Source organism: Megamonas sp. Calf98-2, assembly GCF_900110235.1.
Classification (GTDB): domain Bacteria; phylum Bacillota; class Negativicutes; order Selenomonadales; family Selenomonadaceae; genus Megamonas; species Megamonas funiformis.
This window is the reverse complement of sequence record NZ_FOCY01000016.1, coordinates 1-14,974: the sequence shown is the minus strand read 5'-3', so window position 1 is coordinate 14,974 and position 14,974 is coordinate 1. Positions and strand designations below refer to the sequence as shown.

The following is a 14,974-nucleotide window of genomic DNA, read 5'->3' as shown; positions in this document are numbered from 1 at the left end:
AGACTTATTTGTGTTTTTTTTATCCTCTTTTGTTATTTTAATCATCGTCTTAGACCAATTAATCAAATATTTAATTGTAAACAATATGTTTCTAGGTGAGTCTATTCCTGTTATTCCTCATTTATTGCATCTCACTTATATTTTAAATCCAGGTGCAGCCTTTGGTATTTTAGAACATCAGCGTTTCTTTTTTATCTTTATCGCTGTAATTTTGATATTCGCTATCGTTTATTTTTATTCTAAAATCATAAAACTAAATAAATTATTTCAGTTAGGTATAGCTATGCTTTTCAGTGGCGCTATTGGCAATATGATTGACCGTATATTCATCGGTAAAGTAGTCGATTATATCGATTTTCGCATTTGGCCTATTTTCAATCTTGCCGATATTGCTATTGTTTGTGGCTGTATCATCATCATTTACGAACTATTATTTATTACAGATAAAGGAACAAACTCATGATAAAAACATATACAATCTCTGATGAAATAGGCACTAGATTAGATGTTTTTCTTGCCGGTCAAGAAGATAATCCATCTCGTGCTAGCATTCAAAAAATGATTACTGATGGTGCTATAACTGTCAACAATGAAGTAAAACGTGCTAATTATAAATTAAAAGCTAATGACCAAATCACTATGGTGTTTGAACCACCTACAGAAATAGAAGTAAAACCAGAAAACATTCCACTTGATATTCTCTATGAAGATAACGATATTATCGTCATCAATAAAGCTCGTGGTATGGTAGTTCATCCTGCCGCTGGAGTTTACAGTGGAACTTTAGTAAATGCTTTACTTTATCATTGTCATGATGAATTATCCGGTATCAATGGCAAAATTCGCCCTGGTATTGTTCATCGCCTAGATAAAGATACTTCTGGCGTTATGGTTGTTGCTAAAAATGATTTTGCTCATAATGACTTAGCCTTACAAATAGGCAGTAAAACAGCTATTAAAGAATATGTAGCTTTAGTTCATGGTAATATCACAGAAGAAAAAGGTATTATCAATGGTAATATCGGTCGCCACCCTATTGACCGTAAAAAAATGGCAGTTGTAACAAATGGTGGAAAACCAGCAACTACTGTTTTTCATGTACTAGAACGCTATAAAAATTGTACTTTCGTACAATGTCGATTATTGACAGGTAGAACACATCAAATTCGTGTTCACATGGCATATATCGGACACCCACTTATCGGTGACCCTAAATATTGCAATAGTAAAAATAAATTCAATATCGAAGGACAAGCACTTCATTCTTTAAATTTAAAAATCATTCACCCACGCACAAAAGAAGAAATGACATTTACTGCACCAATTCCTGAAGATATGGAAAACTTATTAAAATATTTTCGTCAAACCATTTAAACTTTTATCTAAATCATCAATATCATGAAGTTTATTTAAGGATGTGATTAATAATGGCTAAACTAATTGAAAAAACTGTTGTCATGGACGGTAAAGCCATCGAACGTGCTTTGACTCGTATAGCACATGAAATAATCGAAAAAAATAAAGGCACTAAAGATGTCATCATTGTTGGCATTAGAAAACGTGGTGTGCCTTTAGCTGAAAGATTATCTTCTATTATCGAAAATATCGAAGGTGTTCATATTCCTATCGGCGTTTTAGATATCACTTTATATCGTGATGACTTAGCTCATATGTCTTATCAGCCACTAATTCAAGAAACTCATATTGATGAAGATATCACTAATAAAACTCTTGTTTTAGTAGATGATGTTTTATACACAGGTAGAACTATCCGTGCTGCCTTAGATGCTCTAATTGATTTAGGCAGACCTAAAAAAATTCAATTAGCTGTTTTAATCGACAGAGGACATCGTGAATTACCTATTCGTGCTGACTATGTAGGTAAAAATGTTCCTACTGCTACAAAAGAAACTATTGCAGTAAAATTAACTGATACTGACGATTGTGATAAAGTTTTCATTGGCGAATACATTTAAAAAAAGCTGTAATTTTTAAGCATAAAAACTTAAAAATTACAGCTTTTTAATTAATACATATCTCTTAAATATTTACCTACAGAACCAAAATCACTCATACTACCTTTTATGTCTATGTTACCATGACCGTCTACATATTTTTCTAGTTTTCTCTTTACTCTTTGTAGCGCATTATCAATTGATTTTACATGTCTATGTAATTCTACAGCAATTTCTTGATAAGATTTACCATCAAGATATGCAATTAAGACTTTCCATTCTAAATCACTTAATAATTTTTCCATCTTATCTTCAATATCTAAGAATTCTTCACGATGAATCATCATCTCTTCAGGGTCAATAACAACAGAGCCAGAAATTATATCTAGCAAGGTACGGTCTGATTCTTCATCATAAATTGGTTTATTTAGCGATACATATGAATTTAATGGTATATGTTTTTGTCTTGTAGCTGTCTTTACTGCCGTTATAATCTGTCGTGTAATACACATTTCGGCAAATGCTCTAAATGAAGATAATTTATCACTGCGAAAATCTCGGACGCCTTTATATAGTCCTATCATGCCTTCTTGAATGATATCTTCTCTATCAGCACCAATTAAAAAATACGCTCTTGCCTTTACTCTAACTAAATTGCGATATTTTTTTATTATATAATCTAGTGCGACATCATCATGCTTTTCTTTTATTTGCATTACAATTTCTTCATCAGTCATTTTATCTAGACATTTAATTTTTTCTTCTAATTCTTTACTATTATTTATCTCCATCGCACTATCTCCTCTGTGAAAATAACAACGATTTCCAAAATTTGCAAGTTATATCCAGAATTATACCATTGAGGTTGTGTTTCAGTCAAGCCAATATTATAGATAATCAGAATATTTATACAGTTTGATTTTGATATTATGCAAAATTAAAATTTAGTAAAATTAGATGAAAAGCTTTATGTTCTCTGCTATAATGAACTTAACCATTCATAATATGCTATTTTTTATTTTTATATAAATCCTAATACAATAGTTATCTTATATCGTATGATTAGTATTCATATGTAAAAGCATATTAATAAACAAAATTATTTATAGAAGGGATTTTTTATGTTAGTCTTAGCTTCATCTTCACCGCGTCGTAAAGAGTTATTATCACAAATCGGTTGCAAATTCGTTTGTCGTCCTAGCAGTTGTGAAGAACTCACTTTTTGCGATGAACCCAATCCACAAAAATTAGTCATGCAAAATGCTATTTTAAAAGCAAAAGCCAGCGTTGATAACCATCATAAAGATGAAATAATTTTAGGTTCCGACACTGTAGTTGCCTTAGACAACAAAATTTATGGTAAACCTAAAAATGATAATGATGCTTTTTGTATGCTCAAAAATCTTTCAGGAAAAACACATCAAGTTTACACTGGTATTGCATTGATAAAAAATGGAAAAATATTTTCTGATGTTTGCACTACTGATGTTACCATGAAAAATTTATCTGATGAGGAAATTTTAAATTATATTAAAACAAAAGAACCACAAGATAAAGCAGGAGCTTATGCTATTCAAGGATTAGCTTCTATTTTTATTGAAAAAATCAATGGCTGTTATTTTAATGTAGTAGGTTTACCTTTAAATTGTTTATATAATTTATGTAAAAAAGCTGATGTTGATTTATGAGCACAAGTATCAAAGATTTACCTGATGAAGAACGACCCCGCGAAAAACTTTTAACTCTTGGAGCCAAAGCTTTAAGCAATGTTGAATTATTAGCTATATTATTACATTCTGGTACACGAAAAAAATCTGTATTTGAATTATCTCAAGAAATTTTAGCTAAATATAAAGAAGATGGCTTGGCTTCTCTTGTGAATTCTTCACCAAAAGAATTGATTTCTATAAAAGGTTTAGGGCTTGCTAAAGTTACTACGCTGTTAGCTGCTATTGAATTAGGTTTGCGTCTAGCTAAAAAACCTTCTGCACAAAAATTGGCGATAAAAAGACCTTTAGATGTAGTAAATTATGTAATGCCTAGACTTCGTTATGAGAAAAAAGAACACTTTGCCATTTTACTTTTAGATACTAAAAATCAAATCATTGCTTTTCCAGATATTTCTATAGGAAGCTTAAATGCTTCTATAGTTCACCCTCGTGAAGTTTTTCGCTGTGCTATCAATCATTTTGCTTCATCTATGATACTTGTACACAATCACCCTAGTGGCGATCCCAGCCCAAGTATGGAAGATATTCATATAACAAAAAAGCTAATAGCAGGCAGTAAAATACTTGATATAGAAATTTTAGATCATATTATTGTTGGAGATAATAAATTTACTAGCTTAAAACAACAAGGTATGATAGAATAAGTAGTCAGATTGTTATAAAATTGAAGGGAGAATGTTTTAACATGAAGTGGAATTTATTTGGTGGTTTTTCCCAAGATATCGGTATCGATTTAGGAACAGCCAATACCCTTGTGCATTTAAAAGGAAAAGGTATTGTGCTTAGAGAACCATCTGTTGTTGCTATTAGAAAGGATACAGGAGCAGTTCTTGCTGTTGGTTCTGATGCCAAAGGCATGATTGGTCGTACTCCAGGCAATATCGTAGCTATTCGCCCAATGAAAGATGGCGTAATTGCTGATTTTGAAGTTACTCAAGCAATGTTAAAATACTTTATCAATAAAGCTAGAAATGGTTCTTCCTTTAGCAAACCACGTGTTGTTGTAGGTGTACCATCTGGTGTAACTGAAGTAGAAAAACGTGCTGTTATAGATGCTGCTATTCAAGCAGGTGCTAGAGAAGCATATTTAATTGAAGAACCTATGGCTGCTGCTATTGGTGCTGGTCTACCTGTTGAAGAAGCTACTGGTAGTATGGTAGTTGATATCGGTGGTGGTACTACAGAAATCGCTGTTATATCCCTTGGTGGTATTGTTACAAGCTGTTCTCTTCGTGTTGCTGGTGACGCTTTAGACACTGCTATCATTCAATATATAAAACGTAAATACAGCCTCATGATTGGTGAACGCACTGCTGAAGAAATCAAAATGTCTATCGGTAATGCTATGGTTAGTGATGACATGGAAAAAGATTTTGAAATCCGTGGTCGTGACCTCGTTAGTGGCTTGCCAAAAACATTAAAAATTCATGCTGAAGAAATCACTGAAGCTTTGAAAGAACCAGTTAAGAAAATTGTTGATGTTGTAAAAGTAACACTTGAAAGAACACCACCTGAACTTGCTGCTGATATCTTAGACCGTGGTATCATGCTAACTGGTGGCGGTGCTTTATTACACAATTTAGATAAATTACTTTCTCAAGAAACAGGTATGCCTGTAATCATTGCTGAAGACCCATTATCTTGTGTTGGTGAAGGTACTGGTAAATCTTTAGAAAATATCAATCTCTTAAACAATGTAATTATTAGTGATAAGAAGTTGAATAAATAATGAAATCACCCTCTAAACGTTCATTAATCGTCTTATTTATCATTATAAGCATAATTTGTATTCTCTTTTTTGCTGCTATTGGTAGATTTAATGCACCACTTGCTAATTCTATTGTTGTAAACGTTTTAGCACCATTTCAATCTGTTACTAGCGCAGTTTCAAGTAAATGTAATGATTTCCGTAACTATGTTTATGATGTATTTTATGTTTACGACCAAAATAGAGAATTAAAAGCTCAAAACGATGATTTAAAACTCAAGGTTGCTCGTACAGCTGAGCTTGAAGCAGAAAATGCTAATCTGCGTCAATTATTAAATTATAAAAAAGCTAATTTGCAATTTGATTTATTACCTGCCAACGTTATTGGTCGTGATAGTGCTACTTGGAGCAGTCATATCATTATCAATCGTGGTACAGATGATGGTGTACAAAAAAATATGACTGTCATTACTCCTGATGGTCTTGTAGGTAATATTCATGAAGCTTATGCTTCTTATTCTGAAGTTGAACTTATCACTGACCCTCGCTCTGCTGTTGGCTCTATTGTTCAACGTGCTAATTCTCGAGTAGCTGGTATAGTCAAGGGTTCTGCTGATTCCAATTCAGCAATCAATATGACTAATATCCCTCAAAATGCTAATATCGTAGAAGGCGATACTATCATCACTTCTGGTTTTGGTGGTATCTATCCAAAAGGAATTCCTATCGGCTCTGTAGCAGCTATAAAAAATGATTCTGGTGGATTATTACAATATGCAACTTTATACCCTTGTGTAGATTTTCAAAAACTTGAAAATGTTGCTGTTATCATTAACCATCGTGAAGTAGCTCAACCTGCTGCAACTCCAGCTCAACCTACTACAGGTGATACAAAATGAAAACAGTAATACCATGTTTTTTATTAATATTCATTGCCTATATTCTACAATCATCTGTTTTTAACATTATTGCTTATGATGGAATTTCTGTAGATTTAATCTTATTATTAGTTATTTTCTTTAGCATTATTTATGATAAATATGCTATTTTATATGGATTTTGTGCAGGATTATTTCAAGACTTAGCTTCTGGTACATTCCTTGGTATTCATACTTTAAGTCTTGTTATCATCTGTATCTTAATCCATAAGATATCTCAACTAATCTACAAAGAAAATATATTTTTACCTATTGTAGCTAGTGTATTTTCTACTTTTTTAAATTATTTTATCATTGCTTTATTCATCTTTTTATTAGGTTATAGTTATAATATCTGGCTTGTCATAAACAATATGATTATCGCTCTTATCTATAATCTAGTATTTGCTTATCCTGTATATTTTATCGTTGTTAAAATCGATGCTAAACTTCAATATTGGATAAAAAGATCTGAACAATTCTAACCTTAGGCTAGAAATTAATTTTAGAGTGATGAATAGCTCACAATCATAAATAATTTATAAAAAATCTAAAAGAGTATGATATAATTATATTAACTTTTAGGTAAGCATATTTTTATATCTATACGATATTAAATGACTTTAAGACACCTAAGGGTGTCTTAATTTATTATAGGAGTAAATTAAAGTTGAAATTTCTTGATAAACGTTTAAAAATTTTAGCTGCTATTGTAACACTTATAGTTGTTGCACTCATTAGTCGATTAGTTTATTTACAAATCTATCAAGGCGAATATTTTTCTAAATTAGCAGATGGTAACCGCATTCGTCTTGTTTCCACGTCTGCACCTCGAGGCATTATCTACGACCGCAATGGTGTACAATTAGTAAATAATCGACCTGCTTTTACTGTAGAATTATTACCATCTTTAGAGCCTGTATCTCCTGAAGTAGTGGCTCGCTTGGCTACTTTATTAAATATCAGTGTTGATGAAATAAATGAAAAAATTTCTCATCATTCTGGTTTTGACCCTGTTACCTTAAAAATAGATGTACCACCTGAAATAGTAACTATCATTGAAGAACAACAAGATTTATATCCAGGTGTATTTATCGATACAAAACCAGTCCGTAACTATATCTATAAATATGAAGGAGCTCATGCTCTCGGTTACGTAAGTGAAATCAGCGATAGTGAACTTGAAGACAAGAAAAAAACTGGTGATGATTCCTATAAATTAGGTGATATCATTGGTAAATTTGGTCTTGAAAAATACTATGATAAATACCTTCGTGGTATTCCTGGTGGTGAACAGGTTGAAGTTGACGTTACCGGTCGTCCTGTTCAACGTCTAGGCATGAAAAATCCTGTAAGTGGTGCAAGTCTTACTTTGACTATTGATCACAATCTTCAAGAAGCTACAGAAAAAGCCATGGACGAAGTAATGTCTGGCATCAATGCGCAGGCTGCTGCCGCTGTAGTATTAAATCCTCAAACTGGCGAAGTATTAGCTATGGTTAGTCGTCCAACTTATGACCCAAATTTATTTGCTCTTGGTATTTCCACTAAAGACTGGAATGCTATAAATAATAATCCACATTATCCTCTTGATAATAAAGCTGTAACTGGTGAATATCCTCCTGGTTCCACTTTCAAAATCATCACAGGTACTGCTGCTTTAATGGAAAAAGTAGTAACTCCTGATGAATTGATTTTTGACTCTGGTCAGCACTGGATAATTCCAAAAACAAATGCTGATGGTGAAGCTTTAGGTTATATCAATTTTGAACAAGCCTTAGCTCATTCTGATAACGTTTATTTCTACGAAATGGGTAACCGTTTAGGCATTGATAGATTAGCAAAATGGGCTCGTATCTTTGGTATTGGTGAAAAAACAGGTATAGACTTACCATATGAAGCTGTAGGTAATGTCGCTTGCCCTGAATACAAACGTAAAGTATTTGATGAAGATTGGTATCTTGCTGAAACATTTGACGCTTCTATAGGTCAAGGGTTTACACTTGCTACACCATTACAAATGGCTTTAGTTATGAGTGAAGCTGCTAATGGTGGTAAAAAATATCGCCCATATTTAGTAAAAGATATCATAGCTCCAGATGGTACTGTAATCAAACATTTTGATCCAGTAGTTGAACGTGATTTAAATATTGATCCATCTGTTATCAGTCTTGTTCAAGAAGGTCTACATGAAGTTAGTACTGTCGGTACAGCAGCTGCCATGTTTAAAGACTTCCCTGTACCAATTGCTGGTAAAACAGGTACTGCCGAAAACTCTCATGGTCGTGAACATGGTTGGTTTGTAGCCTACGGTCCATTTGATAATCCTAATATTGCTGTAGCTGTTATCGTAGAAAATGCAGGTTATGGTGCTACTTCTGCCGTACCTATTGGATATAAAATTCTAAGTGCTGCTTTTGGTTTAGATAAGCCAAAAACTCCAGAAAATCAACCAGCTCCTGCACAACAATAATAATAAAATGAAGTGATTATATGAATGAATTAATAACGTTTAAAGGTTCTAATGATGGCTTAATTTTAGTCATAACAAAAAAAGCTAATTTCAATCAAATTAAAGAAGCATTAAGTAAAAAATTAGCTTCTTGTTCCAATTTTTTTGAAGCTAATACTACTATATTGCTCAAAGATGATAAATTCTCTCAAGAAGAGCAAAATATATTATCTGATATCTTAAAACAATATCAATTAAATTTAAAAATTGTAGCTGTTGATAAGACAGCTACAAACCAACATTGTTCAGCACAAAATCCGCCATTAATCATCAAACGCACTGTACGTGGAGGCGAAGAAATTTTTTCTAAAGGCTCTATCGTCATTGAAGGAAATGTCAATCCTGGTGCTAAAATCATAGCTGGTGGAAATATTGATATTCACGGTCATTGTCGTGGCATTGTCTATGCTGGAGCCTATGGCGATATTAATTCTTATATAATTGCTGATAAATTATCGCCACTACAAATACGCATAGCACATTTAATTGCTAGAGCACCAGATAATAGTGAAAACATTACTGATAATAAATCATCAACTCCTGAAAAAGCTATTATCTGTGATAATACTATTATCCTAGAACCATTCAATCGATAAATCTAAGTTGCACAAAATAAAAGTATATAATTGTAAAGAGAGGTGCTTTTCTGTTTGTCTTATAGTGCAAAAAGGCAACAGTAATCTTATATGACTCAAACTAATACAAATTGTAAAATCATTGTTATTACTTCCGGTAAAGGTGGTGTAGGTAAAACTACTACTACAGCCAATATAGGTGCTGGTCTTGCCATGAAAGGATATAAAGTTGCACTTATTGATACAGATACAGGGCTTCGCAATCTTGACTTATTATTAGGTTTAGAAAATCGCATTATGTACGATTTAGTAGATGTAACATCTGGTAAAATTCCTTACAAAAAAGCTCTTGTTCGCCATAAAAAATATGAAACATTATTTTTATTGCCTACGTCTCAGACAAAAGATAAACTCGCCGTATCTCCTGAACAAATTGTCGCTTTATGTGCAGAAATGAGTGCAGACTTTGATTTCATCTTGATTGACTGCCCTGCTGGTATTGAACAAGGTTTCAAAACAGCTGTAGCTGCTGCTGATATCGCACTAGTAGTTACTATGCCTGAAATCTCTGCTGTTCGTGATGCTGATAAAATTATTGGTGAATTAAACCGTGCTGATAAAGAAAATATATTATTAATCGTCAACAGAATTCGTCCTGATATGGTAGCCAAAGGCGAAATGCTTGACCTTGATGATATCAACGATATCTTAGCTATAAAATGTATCGGTCAAATTCCAGATGATGAAATGGTCGTATCTTCTACTAACCGTGGTGAACCTGTAATCGCTAATACAAAATCTCAAGCTGGTATAGCTTATCAAAATATCACTAGACGTCTTTGTGGTGAAGATGTTCCATTTATGACTTTCCGCACTAAAGAGTCTTTCTTTGATAGATTAAAAAAATTATTTTAATTAAGGAGAGCATAATATTATGTTTGAGGTTGTAATGAAATTATTAAATAGAAATCAAAAAACATCTAAAGAAATTGCTAAAGATAGATTAAAAGTCGTATTAATTCATGACCGTGCTAATATTTCTCCTGAAGTTATGCAAGCTTTAAAAAACGATATAATTGAGGTAATTTCTCATTACATGGATATAAATAAAAATGAAATGGAAATTTCGCTAGAAAATGATGATAATTCTGTTGCATTATTAGCTAATATCCCTGTAAATCGCATCAAAAATCAAGCTAAAAGATAAATTATAGGCAAGCATTTATTTTTAATAAGTGCTTGTCCTTTTATTTTTTACTCAATATTTATCATCTATTTATTAGATTAGTATTTATTGCTTTGCTTTACACTTCATCTAAAAAAATGGTACAATATAACATAATGATTATCAAATTATCCCATATTAATGAGGTTTATATTAATGAACAAATTCCATAAAAGACTTTGTGTCTTAATTTTTTTCGTATCTGTGATTTCTGCTGGAGTCATCTATTTCACAGTGGATATTAATACTTTATCTAGTTTGACACAGTTCAATCCTCTAGCAATAATCGCAGCTTTGATTTCCATTAGCTTTGGTTTATTTTTAGATGGTTTAAGACTTGTCCAGTTAGTCAATATCTCCAACGAAAAAATCTCATTTTCACAAGCATTACATGTAGTATTTGGCAATTATTTCTTAGCACTGCTAACACCTGGTTTCAGCGGTGGTGCAATTGCTCAAGTACTCTTTTTACGTCATGCTGAAATACCTGTCGGAAAAGCCACTATAATTGTCATTGTCCGCACAATTTTATCCATCATGTTTTTAATCATGTGTATGCCGTTTATCTTCATGCATGATGCAGGTATAATCCCATGGATTTCTGATGAAACTTTAATGATTATCTCTAGTTTGGCTTTTTTAGTTATTTTGATGTTGATTTGGTGTTTCAAGCATAATTACTTAGATTATCTAGTAATTAAATTTGTTCGTCGACTTTCTTACAAAAAAGCAAAAGCATTTCTTTCTTTTTATCGAGATAATAAATTAGCTATAAAACTTTTATTAGCTTCACCTTTAAAAATGCTTAAAGTCTATATTACGTCGGGCTTAAGTTTACTTTTTATCTATGCTATCGTACCAATTTTAATGTTTAGTTTAACTGATGATTTTGATGGTGTCTTAGCCATGGGACGTATGATAATTTTAAATATCTTACTTTACTTTTCTCCAACGCCAGGAGGTTCTGGTATCGCCGAAGGTGGTTTTATATTATTGTTTAACTCTATGTTACCAGAAGGTACTGTCGGTATTGTAGCTGTTACATGGCGCTTAATCGCTGAATATATACCTTTCCTCATTGGTTTTTACTATACAATTAAAGTCTTTGGTCGAGATTTTTTAAATAAACCACTTATAAAATAATCTTTTAAAATTTTATTTATGGAGGCAAATTTTATTTAATGGAAGACTTTAATGAACGCATAGTTTCTGGTGGCGAGATGGATATTGATAATTGGCAGTATTCCCTACGCCCTAAGAAATTACAAGAATATATAGGACAAGATAAAGTCAAAGATAATTTATCTATTTTCATTCAAGCAGCTTTAAATCGCAATGAAGCTCTTGACCATGTACTTTTATACGGACCTCCTGGACTCGGTAAAACTACACTTGCTAATATTATCGCTAATGAAATGGGAGTAAACTTCCGTGTAACTTCTGGGCCAGCTATTGAACGCTCTGGCGATTTAGCAGCACTACTTACCAATCTCACCGAAAAAGATGTATTATTCATTGATGAAATTCATCGTCTTTCTCATAGCGTAGAAGAAGTTTTATATTCCGCTATGGAAGATTTTGCCTTGGATATCATCATCGGTAAAGGGCCAAGCGCTCGCTCTATTCGTCTTGACATTGCACCATTTACACTCATTGGAGCGACTACTAAAGCTGGTGCCTTAGCTTCTCCACTACGTGATCGCTTTGGTGTTATTTCTCGCTTAGAATATTACACACCCGAATCATTAGTTTTTATTATCAAGCGCTCCGCTGAAATCTTAAATATACCTATCGAAGATAGAGGAGCTTTGGAAATCGCACGTCGCTCTCGTGGAACACCTCGAGTAGCTAATCGCCTTTTAAAACGAGTTCGTGATTTCGCTCAAATAAAAGGCGACGGTATCATCACTGATGAAATCGCAGATACGGCTCTAGCTATGCTTGAAATTGACAAAATGGGACTTGACCATATCGACCGCAATATTTTACTCACTATGATTAATAAATTCGGTGGTGGCCCTGTCGGTCTTGAAACATTAGCTGCAGCAGTAAGCGAAGAAACAGATACTATCGGTGATGTTTATGAGCCTTATTTACTTCAATTAGGCTTTATCAATCGCACCCCTAGAGGGCGAGTTGTTACCAAGCTTGGTTATGAACACCTTGGTTTAACAAAAACGGAATAATTTATATTTATTTAGGGAGTTTATAAATGAATATATTACTTCATATGTGTTGTGGTCCATGCGCTTGTTATCCAGTGCCAAAACTTCGCTCAGAAGGTCATGATATTACAGGATATTTTTTCAATCCTAATATTCATCCTTATAAAGAATTTAAGCACCGTTTAACAACTGCACAAGAATATGCACAAAAAGTTGATTTAAAACTTATCGTAGATACAAATTATCAATTACGAGATTTTTTACAACGTGCTTTAACGATCGAAAAAAATACAGATGGTCTTAATTTAGATAATCGACGCTGTCGTATGTGTTATGCTTGGCGACTTCATCAAACAGCAATCTATGCTAAAGAAAATAATTTTGATGCATTCTCATCAACTTTATTTGTCAGTCCTTATCAAAACCATGAAATGATGAAAGATGTCGCTCAAAAAATTTCTCAAGCGGTAGGTATTCCTTTCTTCTATGAAGATTTTCGACCAGGATTTGCTGAAGGAACACAAACAAGCATTGATTTAGAATTATATCGTCAACCTTATTGTGGTTGTATCTTCAGTGAAGAAGAACGTTATTCCAATTCTTTCAAGAAAAAACGCAAAAAAAAATTAAAAGCTCTCTTTAATGAGCAAAATAATAAATGATGTGATGGGGTTTTTATGATATCTATTACTACTGCAACAGCTGATGATTTAATAACTCTTGCAGATATTGAGCAAATATGTTTTTCATCCCAAGAAAGTGCTAGTTTAAATACTTTAAAATCCAGATTTGATGTATTTCCTAATCATTTCTTAGTAGCCAAAATTCATAAACATGATGACAATGAAATTATAGGTTTCGTCAATGGTATGGTAACTGATGAAGAAACTATTACTGATGAAATGTATACAAATGCTAAACTTCATCAACCACAAGGAAAGTATCAAACAATCTTTGGTATTGATGTATTGCCATCTTATCAACATTTAGGCATTGCAACTAAATTAATGAAAAATCTTATTGAAAAGGCTCAAAAAGAAAAACGCACTGGAATTATTTTATGTTGTAAACATCAACTTATTCCATTTTATGAACAATTTGGATTTCAAAATTTAGGTATTTCTAAATCTACACATGGTGGCGTTGTCTGGTATGACATGCTCCTAAATATATAAAAAATCCTCTATAGTTAGTGATGAATAATTCATTTAACTATAGAGGATTTTTTTATACTGCTTTATTTACTTTTAACATTTTTTCCTTTGGTGATTTTTTTATTCCTGCAAAGAAGAAACCTATACTCAATACAGTGAATAAAATGCCACCTAAAACTACATTATTTATACCAAATTCATCAATGAAAATACCACATACAAAAGCTGCTATACAAGTACCTACATTTGTAGCTACTAAAAATAAAGCATTAGCAAAATCAGGTACATTAGATGCTACTCTTGTTATCCAATACTGATTAATATTTGCAGCACAGCCCACAAGTATTCCCCAGATTAAAACTATACCCATGATTACAAAACCCATATTACCTAAAAATAGCATTACTAAAAATAATACTGTCAATAAAAATGGATATATCCCTACAAATGAAAGTGGTCTTTGGCTTAATAATCTACCAGCAATAACATTGCCTAAAATATTTGCTAAACCGAAAATCAAAAGTGTAATGCTCACAAATTCTGTGGATAATAGCGATACTCTTTCTAAATAGTCGGCTAAATAACTATATACACCAAAATTTGCACCATTTAATAAAATTACAGCTATCAAAGCCCACCATAAATTAATATCTTTTAAAATTTTGAGCTGAGAACCATAAGACATTTTTTCTTTGACTGGCATAGATGGCACATATATTATTGTCAATGCTAAAGCGATTAAATTCACCAAAGCAAAAGCCAGCATAGCTATTTCTAAAGAAAATAAATTGGCAATATAACTCATAACTGGTACACCAAGCACCATACCAGCTGAAACACCAACCATTACTTTTGCTACTGCCTTAGGTGCTTCTTTTTCTGATACAGATGAAGAAGCTATAGCAAAGGATAATGAAACATATACAGGGTTTGACATACTCCCCATGCCTAAAGGCAGGGGATTCTTGGATACAAACGATACTTGCCTACTAAAATAGCAGGTCTTACTATATCTCTCCAAAGAAGGTTGATG

General features: G+C 32.7%; 18 protein-coding genes. 16 read left to right on the top strand and 2 right to left on the bottom strand.

The features are described from left to right. Window positions 1-10: 10 nt before the first annotated feature. The 3 genes from lspA to pyrR are packed head-to-tail and all read left to right on the top strand — an operon-like array spanning window position 11 to window position 1,976. Entirely contained in the window at window positions 11-463 is a 453-nt protein-coding gene (lspA, locus tag BMX03_RS06165) for a signal peptidase II (protein WP_022228235.1), read from the top strand. Further along, on the top strand, window positions 460-1,374 hold the full coding sequence (locus BMX03_RS06160) for an RluA family pseudouridine synthase (protein ID WP_022228236.1): 915 nt from the start codon (window positions 460-462) through the stop codon (window positions 1,372-1,374). Before lspA ends, BMX03_RS06160 begins: the two co-directional genes overlap by 4 nt. 53 nt (window positions 1,375-1,427) lie before the next feature. After that, window positions 1,428-1,976, top strand: coding sequence for a bifunctional pyr operon transcriptional regulator/uracil phosphoribosyltransferase PyrR (pyrR, locus tag BMX03_RS06155; protein ID WP_091694380.1), 549 nt, complete (start codon window positions 1,428-1,430; stop codon window positions 1,974-1,976). A gap of 50 nt (window positions 1,977-2,026) precedes the next feature. Here the strand turns inward: pyrR and sigH are convergent, their stop codons facing one another. Beyond that, entirely contained in the window at window positions 2,027-2,746 is a 720-nt protein-coding gene (gene sigH, locus BMX03_RS06150) for an RNA polymerase sporulation sigma factor SigH (protein WP_008537208.1), read from the bottom strand. 330 nt (window positions 2,747-3,076) lie between these two features. Here sigH and BMX03_RS06145 point away from each other — a divergent pair, with 330 nt between their 5' ends. The 13 genes from BMX03_RS06145 (at window position 3,077) to BMX03_RS06085 (ending at window position 13,962) form a co-directional block, all read left to right on the top strand. Continuing rightward, complete coding sequence (locus BMX03_RS06145) at window positions 3,077-3,643, top strand: Maf family protein (RefSeq protein ID WP_091694377.1); 567 nt, start codon at window positions 3,077-3,079, stop codon at window positions 3,641-3,643. Continuing rightward, the gene (radC, locus tag BMX03_RS06140) at window positions 3,640-4,329 is read left to right on the top strand and encodes a RadC family protein (protein ID WP_015563140.1); all 690 of its coding nucleotides are present in this window, start codon (window positions 3,640-3,642) and stop codon (window positions 4,327-4,329) included. Before BMX03_RS06145 ends, radC begins: the two co-directional genes overlap by 4 nt. A gap of 41 nt (window positions 4,330-4,370) precedes the next feature. Beyond that, window positions 4,371-5,414 carry a rod shape-determining protein gene (locus BMX03_RS06135; protein WP_008537205.1) on the top strand — a complete coding sequence of 348 codons (1,044 nt, stop codon included), beginning with the start codon at window positions 4,371-4,373 and terminating at the stop codon, window positions 5,412-5,414. After that, window positions 5,414-6,292 (top strand): rod shape-determining protein MreC, encoded by an 879-nt coding sequence (mreC, locus tag BMX03_RS06130; protein ID WP_022228238.1) that lies wholly within the window; start codon window positions 5,414-5,416, stop codon window positions 6,290-6,292. Before BMX03_RS06135 ends, mreC begins: the two co-directional genes overlap by 1 nt. Further along, window positions 6,289-6,795, top strand: coding sequence for a rod shape-determining protein MreD (mreD, locus tag BMX03_RS06125; RefSeq protein ID WP_008537203.1), 507 nt, complete (start codon window positions 6,289-6,291; stop codon window positions 6,793-6,795). The genes mreC and mreD overlap by 4 nt, the downstream gene beginning before the upstream one ends. Before the next feature lie 185 nt (window positions 6,796-6,980). Continuing rightward, window positions 6,981-8,783: a penicillin-binding protein 2 gene (mrdA, locus tag BMX03_RS06120; RefSeq protein WP_091694374.1), complete on the top strand. Its 1,803-nt coding sequence runs from the start codon at window positions 6,981-6,983 to the stop codon at window positions 8,781-8,783. A 20-nt stretch (window positions 8,784-8,803) separates the two neighbouring features. Beyond that, complete coding sequence (gene minC, locus BMX03_RS06115) at window positions 8,804-9,418, top strand: septum site-determining protein MinC (RefSeq protein WP_091694371.1); 615 nt, start codon at window positions 8,804-8,806, stop codon at window positions 9,416-9,418. Window positions 9,419-9,508: 90 nt separating this feature from the next. Further along, a complete protein-coding gene (gene minD, locus BMX03_RS06110) occupies window positions 9,509-10,312 on the top strand; it encodes a septum site-determining protein MinD (protein ID WP_075555284.1) in 804 nt (267 codons plus the stop codon). Between the two features lie 19 nt (window positions 10,313-10,331). Continuing rightward, window positions 10,332-10,604, top strand: coding sequence for a cell division topological specificity factor MinE (minE, locus tag BMX03_RS06105; RefSeq protein WP_008537198.1), 273 nt, complete (start codon window positions 10,332-10,334; stop codon window positions 10,602-10,604). 174 nt (window positions 10,605-10,778) lie between these two features. Then, the gene (locus BMX03_RS06100; protein WP_008537197.1) at window positions 10,779-11,765 is read left to right on the top strand and encodes a lysylphosphatidylglycerol synthase transmembrane domain-containing protein; all 987 of its coding nucleotides are present in this window, start codon (window positions 10,779-10,781) and stop codon (window positions 11,763-11,765) included. A 38-nt stretch (window positions 11,766-11,803) separates the two neighbouring features. Continuing rightward, entirely contained in the window at window positions 11,804-12,808 is a 1,005-nt protein-coding gene (gene ruvB / locus BMX03_RS06095; RefSeq protein WP_008537196.1) for a Holliday junction branch migration DNA helicase RuvB, read from the top strand. Between the two features lie 26 nt (window positions 12,809-12,834). Further along, window positions 12,835-13,449 (top strand): epoxyqueuosine reductase QueH, encoded by a 615-nt coding sequence (locus BMX03_RS06090; RefSeq protein ID WP_008537195.1) that lies wholly within the window; start codon window positions 12,835-12,837, stop codon window positions 13,447-13,449. A 15-nt stretch (window positions 13,450-13,464) separates the two neighbouring features. Beyond that, on the top strand, window positions 13,465-13,962 hold the full coding sequence (locus BMX03_RS06085) for a GNAT family N-acetyltransferase (RefSeq protein ID WP_008537194.1): 498 nt from the start codon (window positions 13,465-13,467) through the stop codon (window positions 13,960-13,962). A 52-nt stretch (window positions 13,963-14,014) separates the two neighbouring features. Here the strand turns inward: BMX03_RS06085 and BMX03_RS06080 are convergent, their stop codons facing one another. Then, a complete protein-coding gene (locus BMX03_RS06080) occupies window positions 14,015-14,878 on the bottom strand; it encodes an MFS transporter (RefSeq protein ID WP_255361424.1) in 864 nt (287 codons plus the stop codon). Between the last annotated feature and the right edge of the window lie 96 nt (window positions 14,879-14,974).

Excerpts from the sequence above, each read along its gene's own strand:
- BMX03_RS06145 (WP_091694377.1), top strand. The coding sequence starts at position 3,077 with ATGTTAGTCTTAGCTTCATCTTCACCGCGTCGTAAAGAGTTATTATCA.
- BMX03_RS06135 (WP_008537205.1), top strand. The coding sequence starts at position 4,371 with ATGAAGTGGAATTTATTTGGTGGTTTTTCCCAAGATATCGGTATCGAT.
- minD (WP_075555284.1), top strand. The coding sequence starts at position 9,509 with ATGACTCAAACTAATACAAATTGTAAAATCATTGTTATTACTTCCGGT.
- radC (WP_015563140.1), top strand. The coding sequence starts at position 3,640 with ATGAGCACAAGTATCAAAGATTTACCTGATGAAGAACGACCCCGCGAA.
- BMX03_RS06085 (WP_008537194.1), top strand. The coding sequence starts at position 13,465 with ATGATATCTATTACTACTGCAACAGCTGATGATTTAATAACTCTTGCA.
- sigH (WP_008537208.1), bottom strand. The coding sequence starts at position 2,746 with ATGGAGATAAATAATAGTAAAGAATTAGAAGAAAAAATTAAATGTCTA.
- minE (WP_008537198.1), top strand. The coding sequence starts at position 10,332 with ATGTTTGAGGTTGTAATGAAATTATTAAATAGAAATCAAAAAACATCT.
- BMX03_RS06090 (WP_008537195.1), top strand. The coding sequence starts at position 12,835 with ATGAATATATTACTTCATATGTGTTGTGGTCCATGCGCTTGTTATCCA.
- minC (WP_091694371.1), top strand. The coding sequence starts at position 8,804 with ATGAATGAATTAATAACGTTTAAAGGTTCTAATGATGGCTTAATTTTA.
- BMX03_RS06160 (WP_022228236.1), top strand. The coding sequence starts at position 460 with ATGATAAAAACATATACAATCTCTGATGAAATAGGCACTAGATTAGAT.
- mreC (WP_022228238.1), top strand. The coding sequence starts at position 5,414 with ATGAAATCACCCTCTAAACGTTCATTAATCGTCTTATTTATCATTATA.
- pyrR (WP_091694380.1), top strand. The coding sequence starts at position 1,428 with ATGGCTAAACTAATTGAAAAAACTGTTGTCATGGACGGTAAAGCCATC.
- BMX03_RS06080 (WP_255361424.1), bottom strand. The coding sequence starts at position 14,878 with ATGTCAAACCCTGTATATGTTTCATTATCCTTTGCTATAGCTTCTTCA.
- BMX03_RS06100 (WP_008537197.1), top strand. The coding sequence starts at position 10,779 with ATGAACAAATTCCATAAAAGACTTTGTGTCTTAATTTTTTTCGTATCT.
- mreD (WP_008537203.1), top strand. The coding sequence starts at position 6,289 with ATGAAAACAGTAATACCATGTTTTTTATTAATATTCATTGCCTATATT.
- ruvB (WP_008537196.1), top strand. The coding sequence starts at position 11,804 with ATGGAAGACTTTAATGAACGCATAGTTTCTGGTGGCGAGATGGATATT.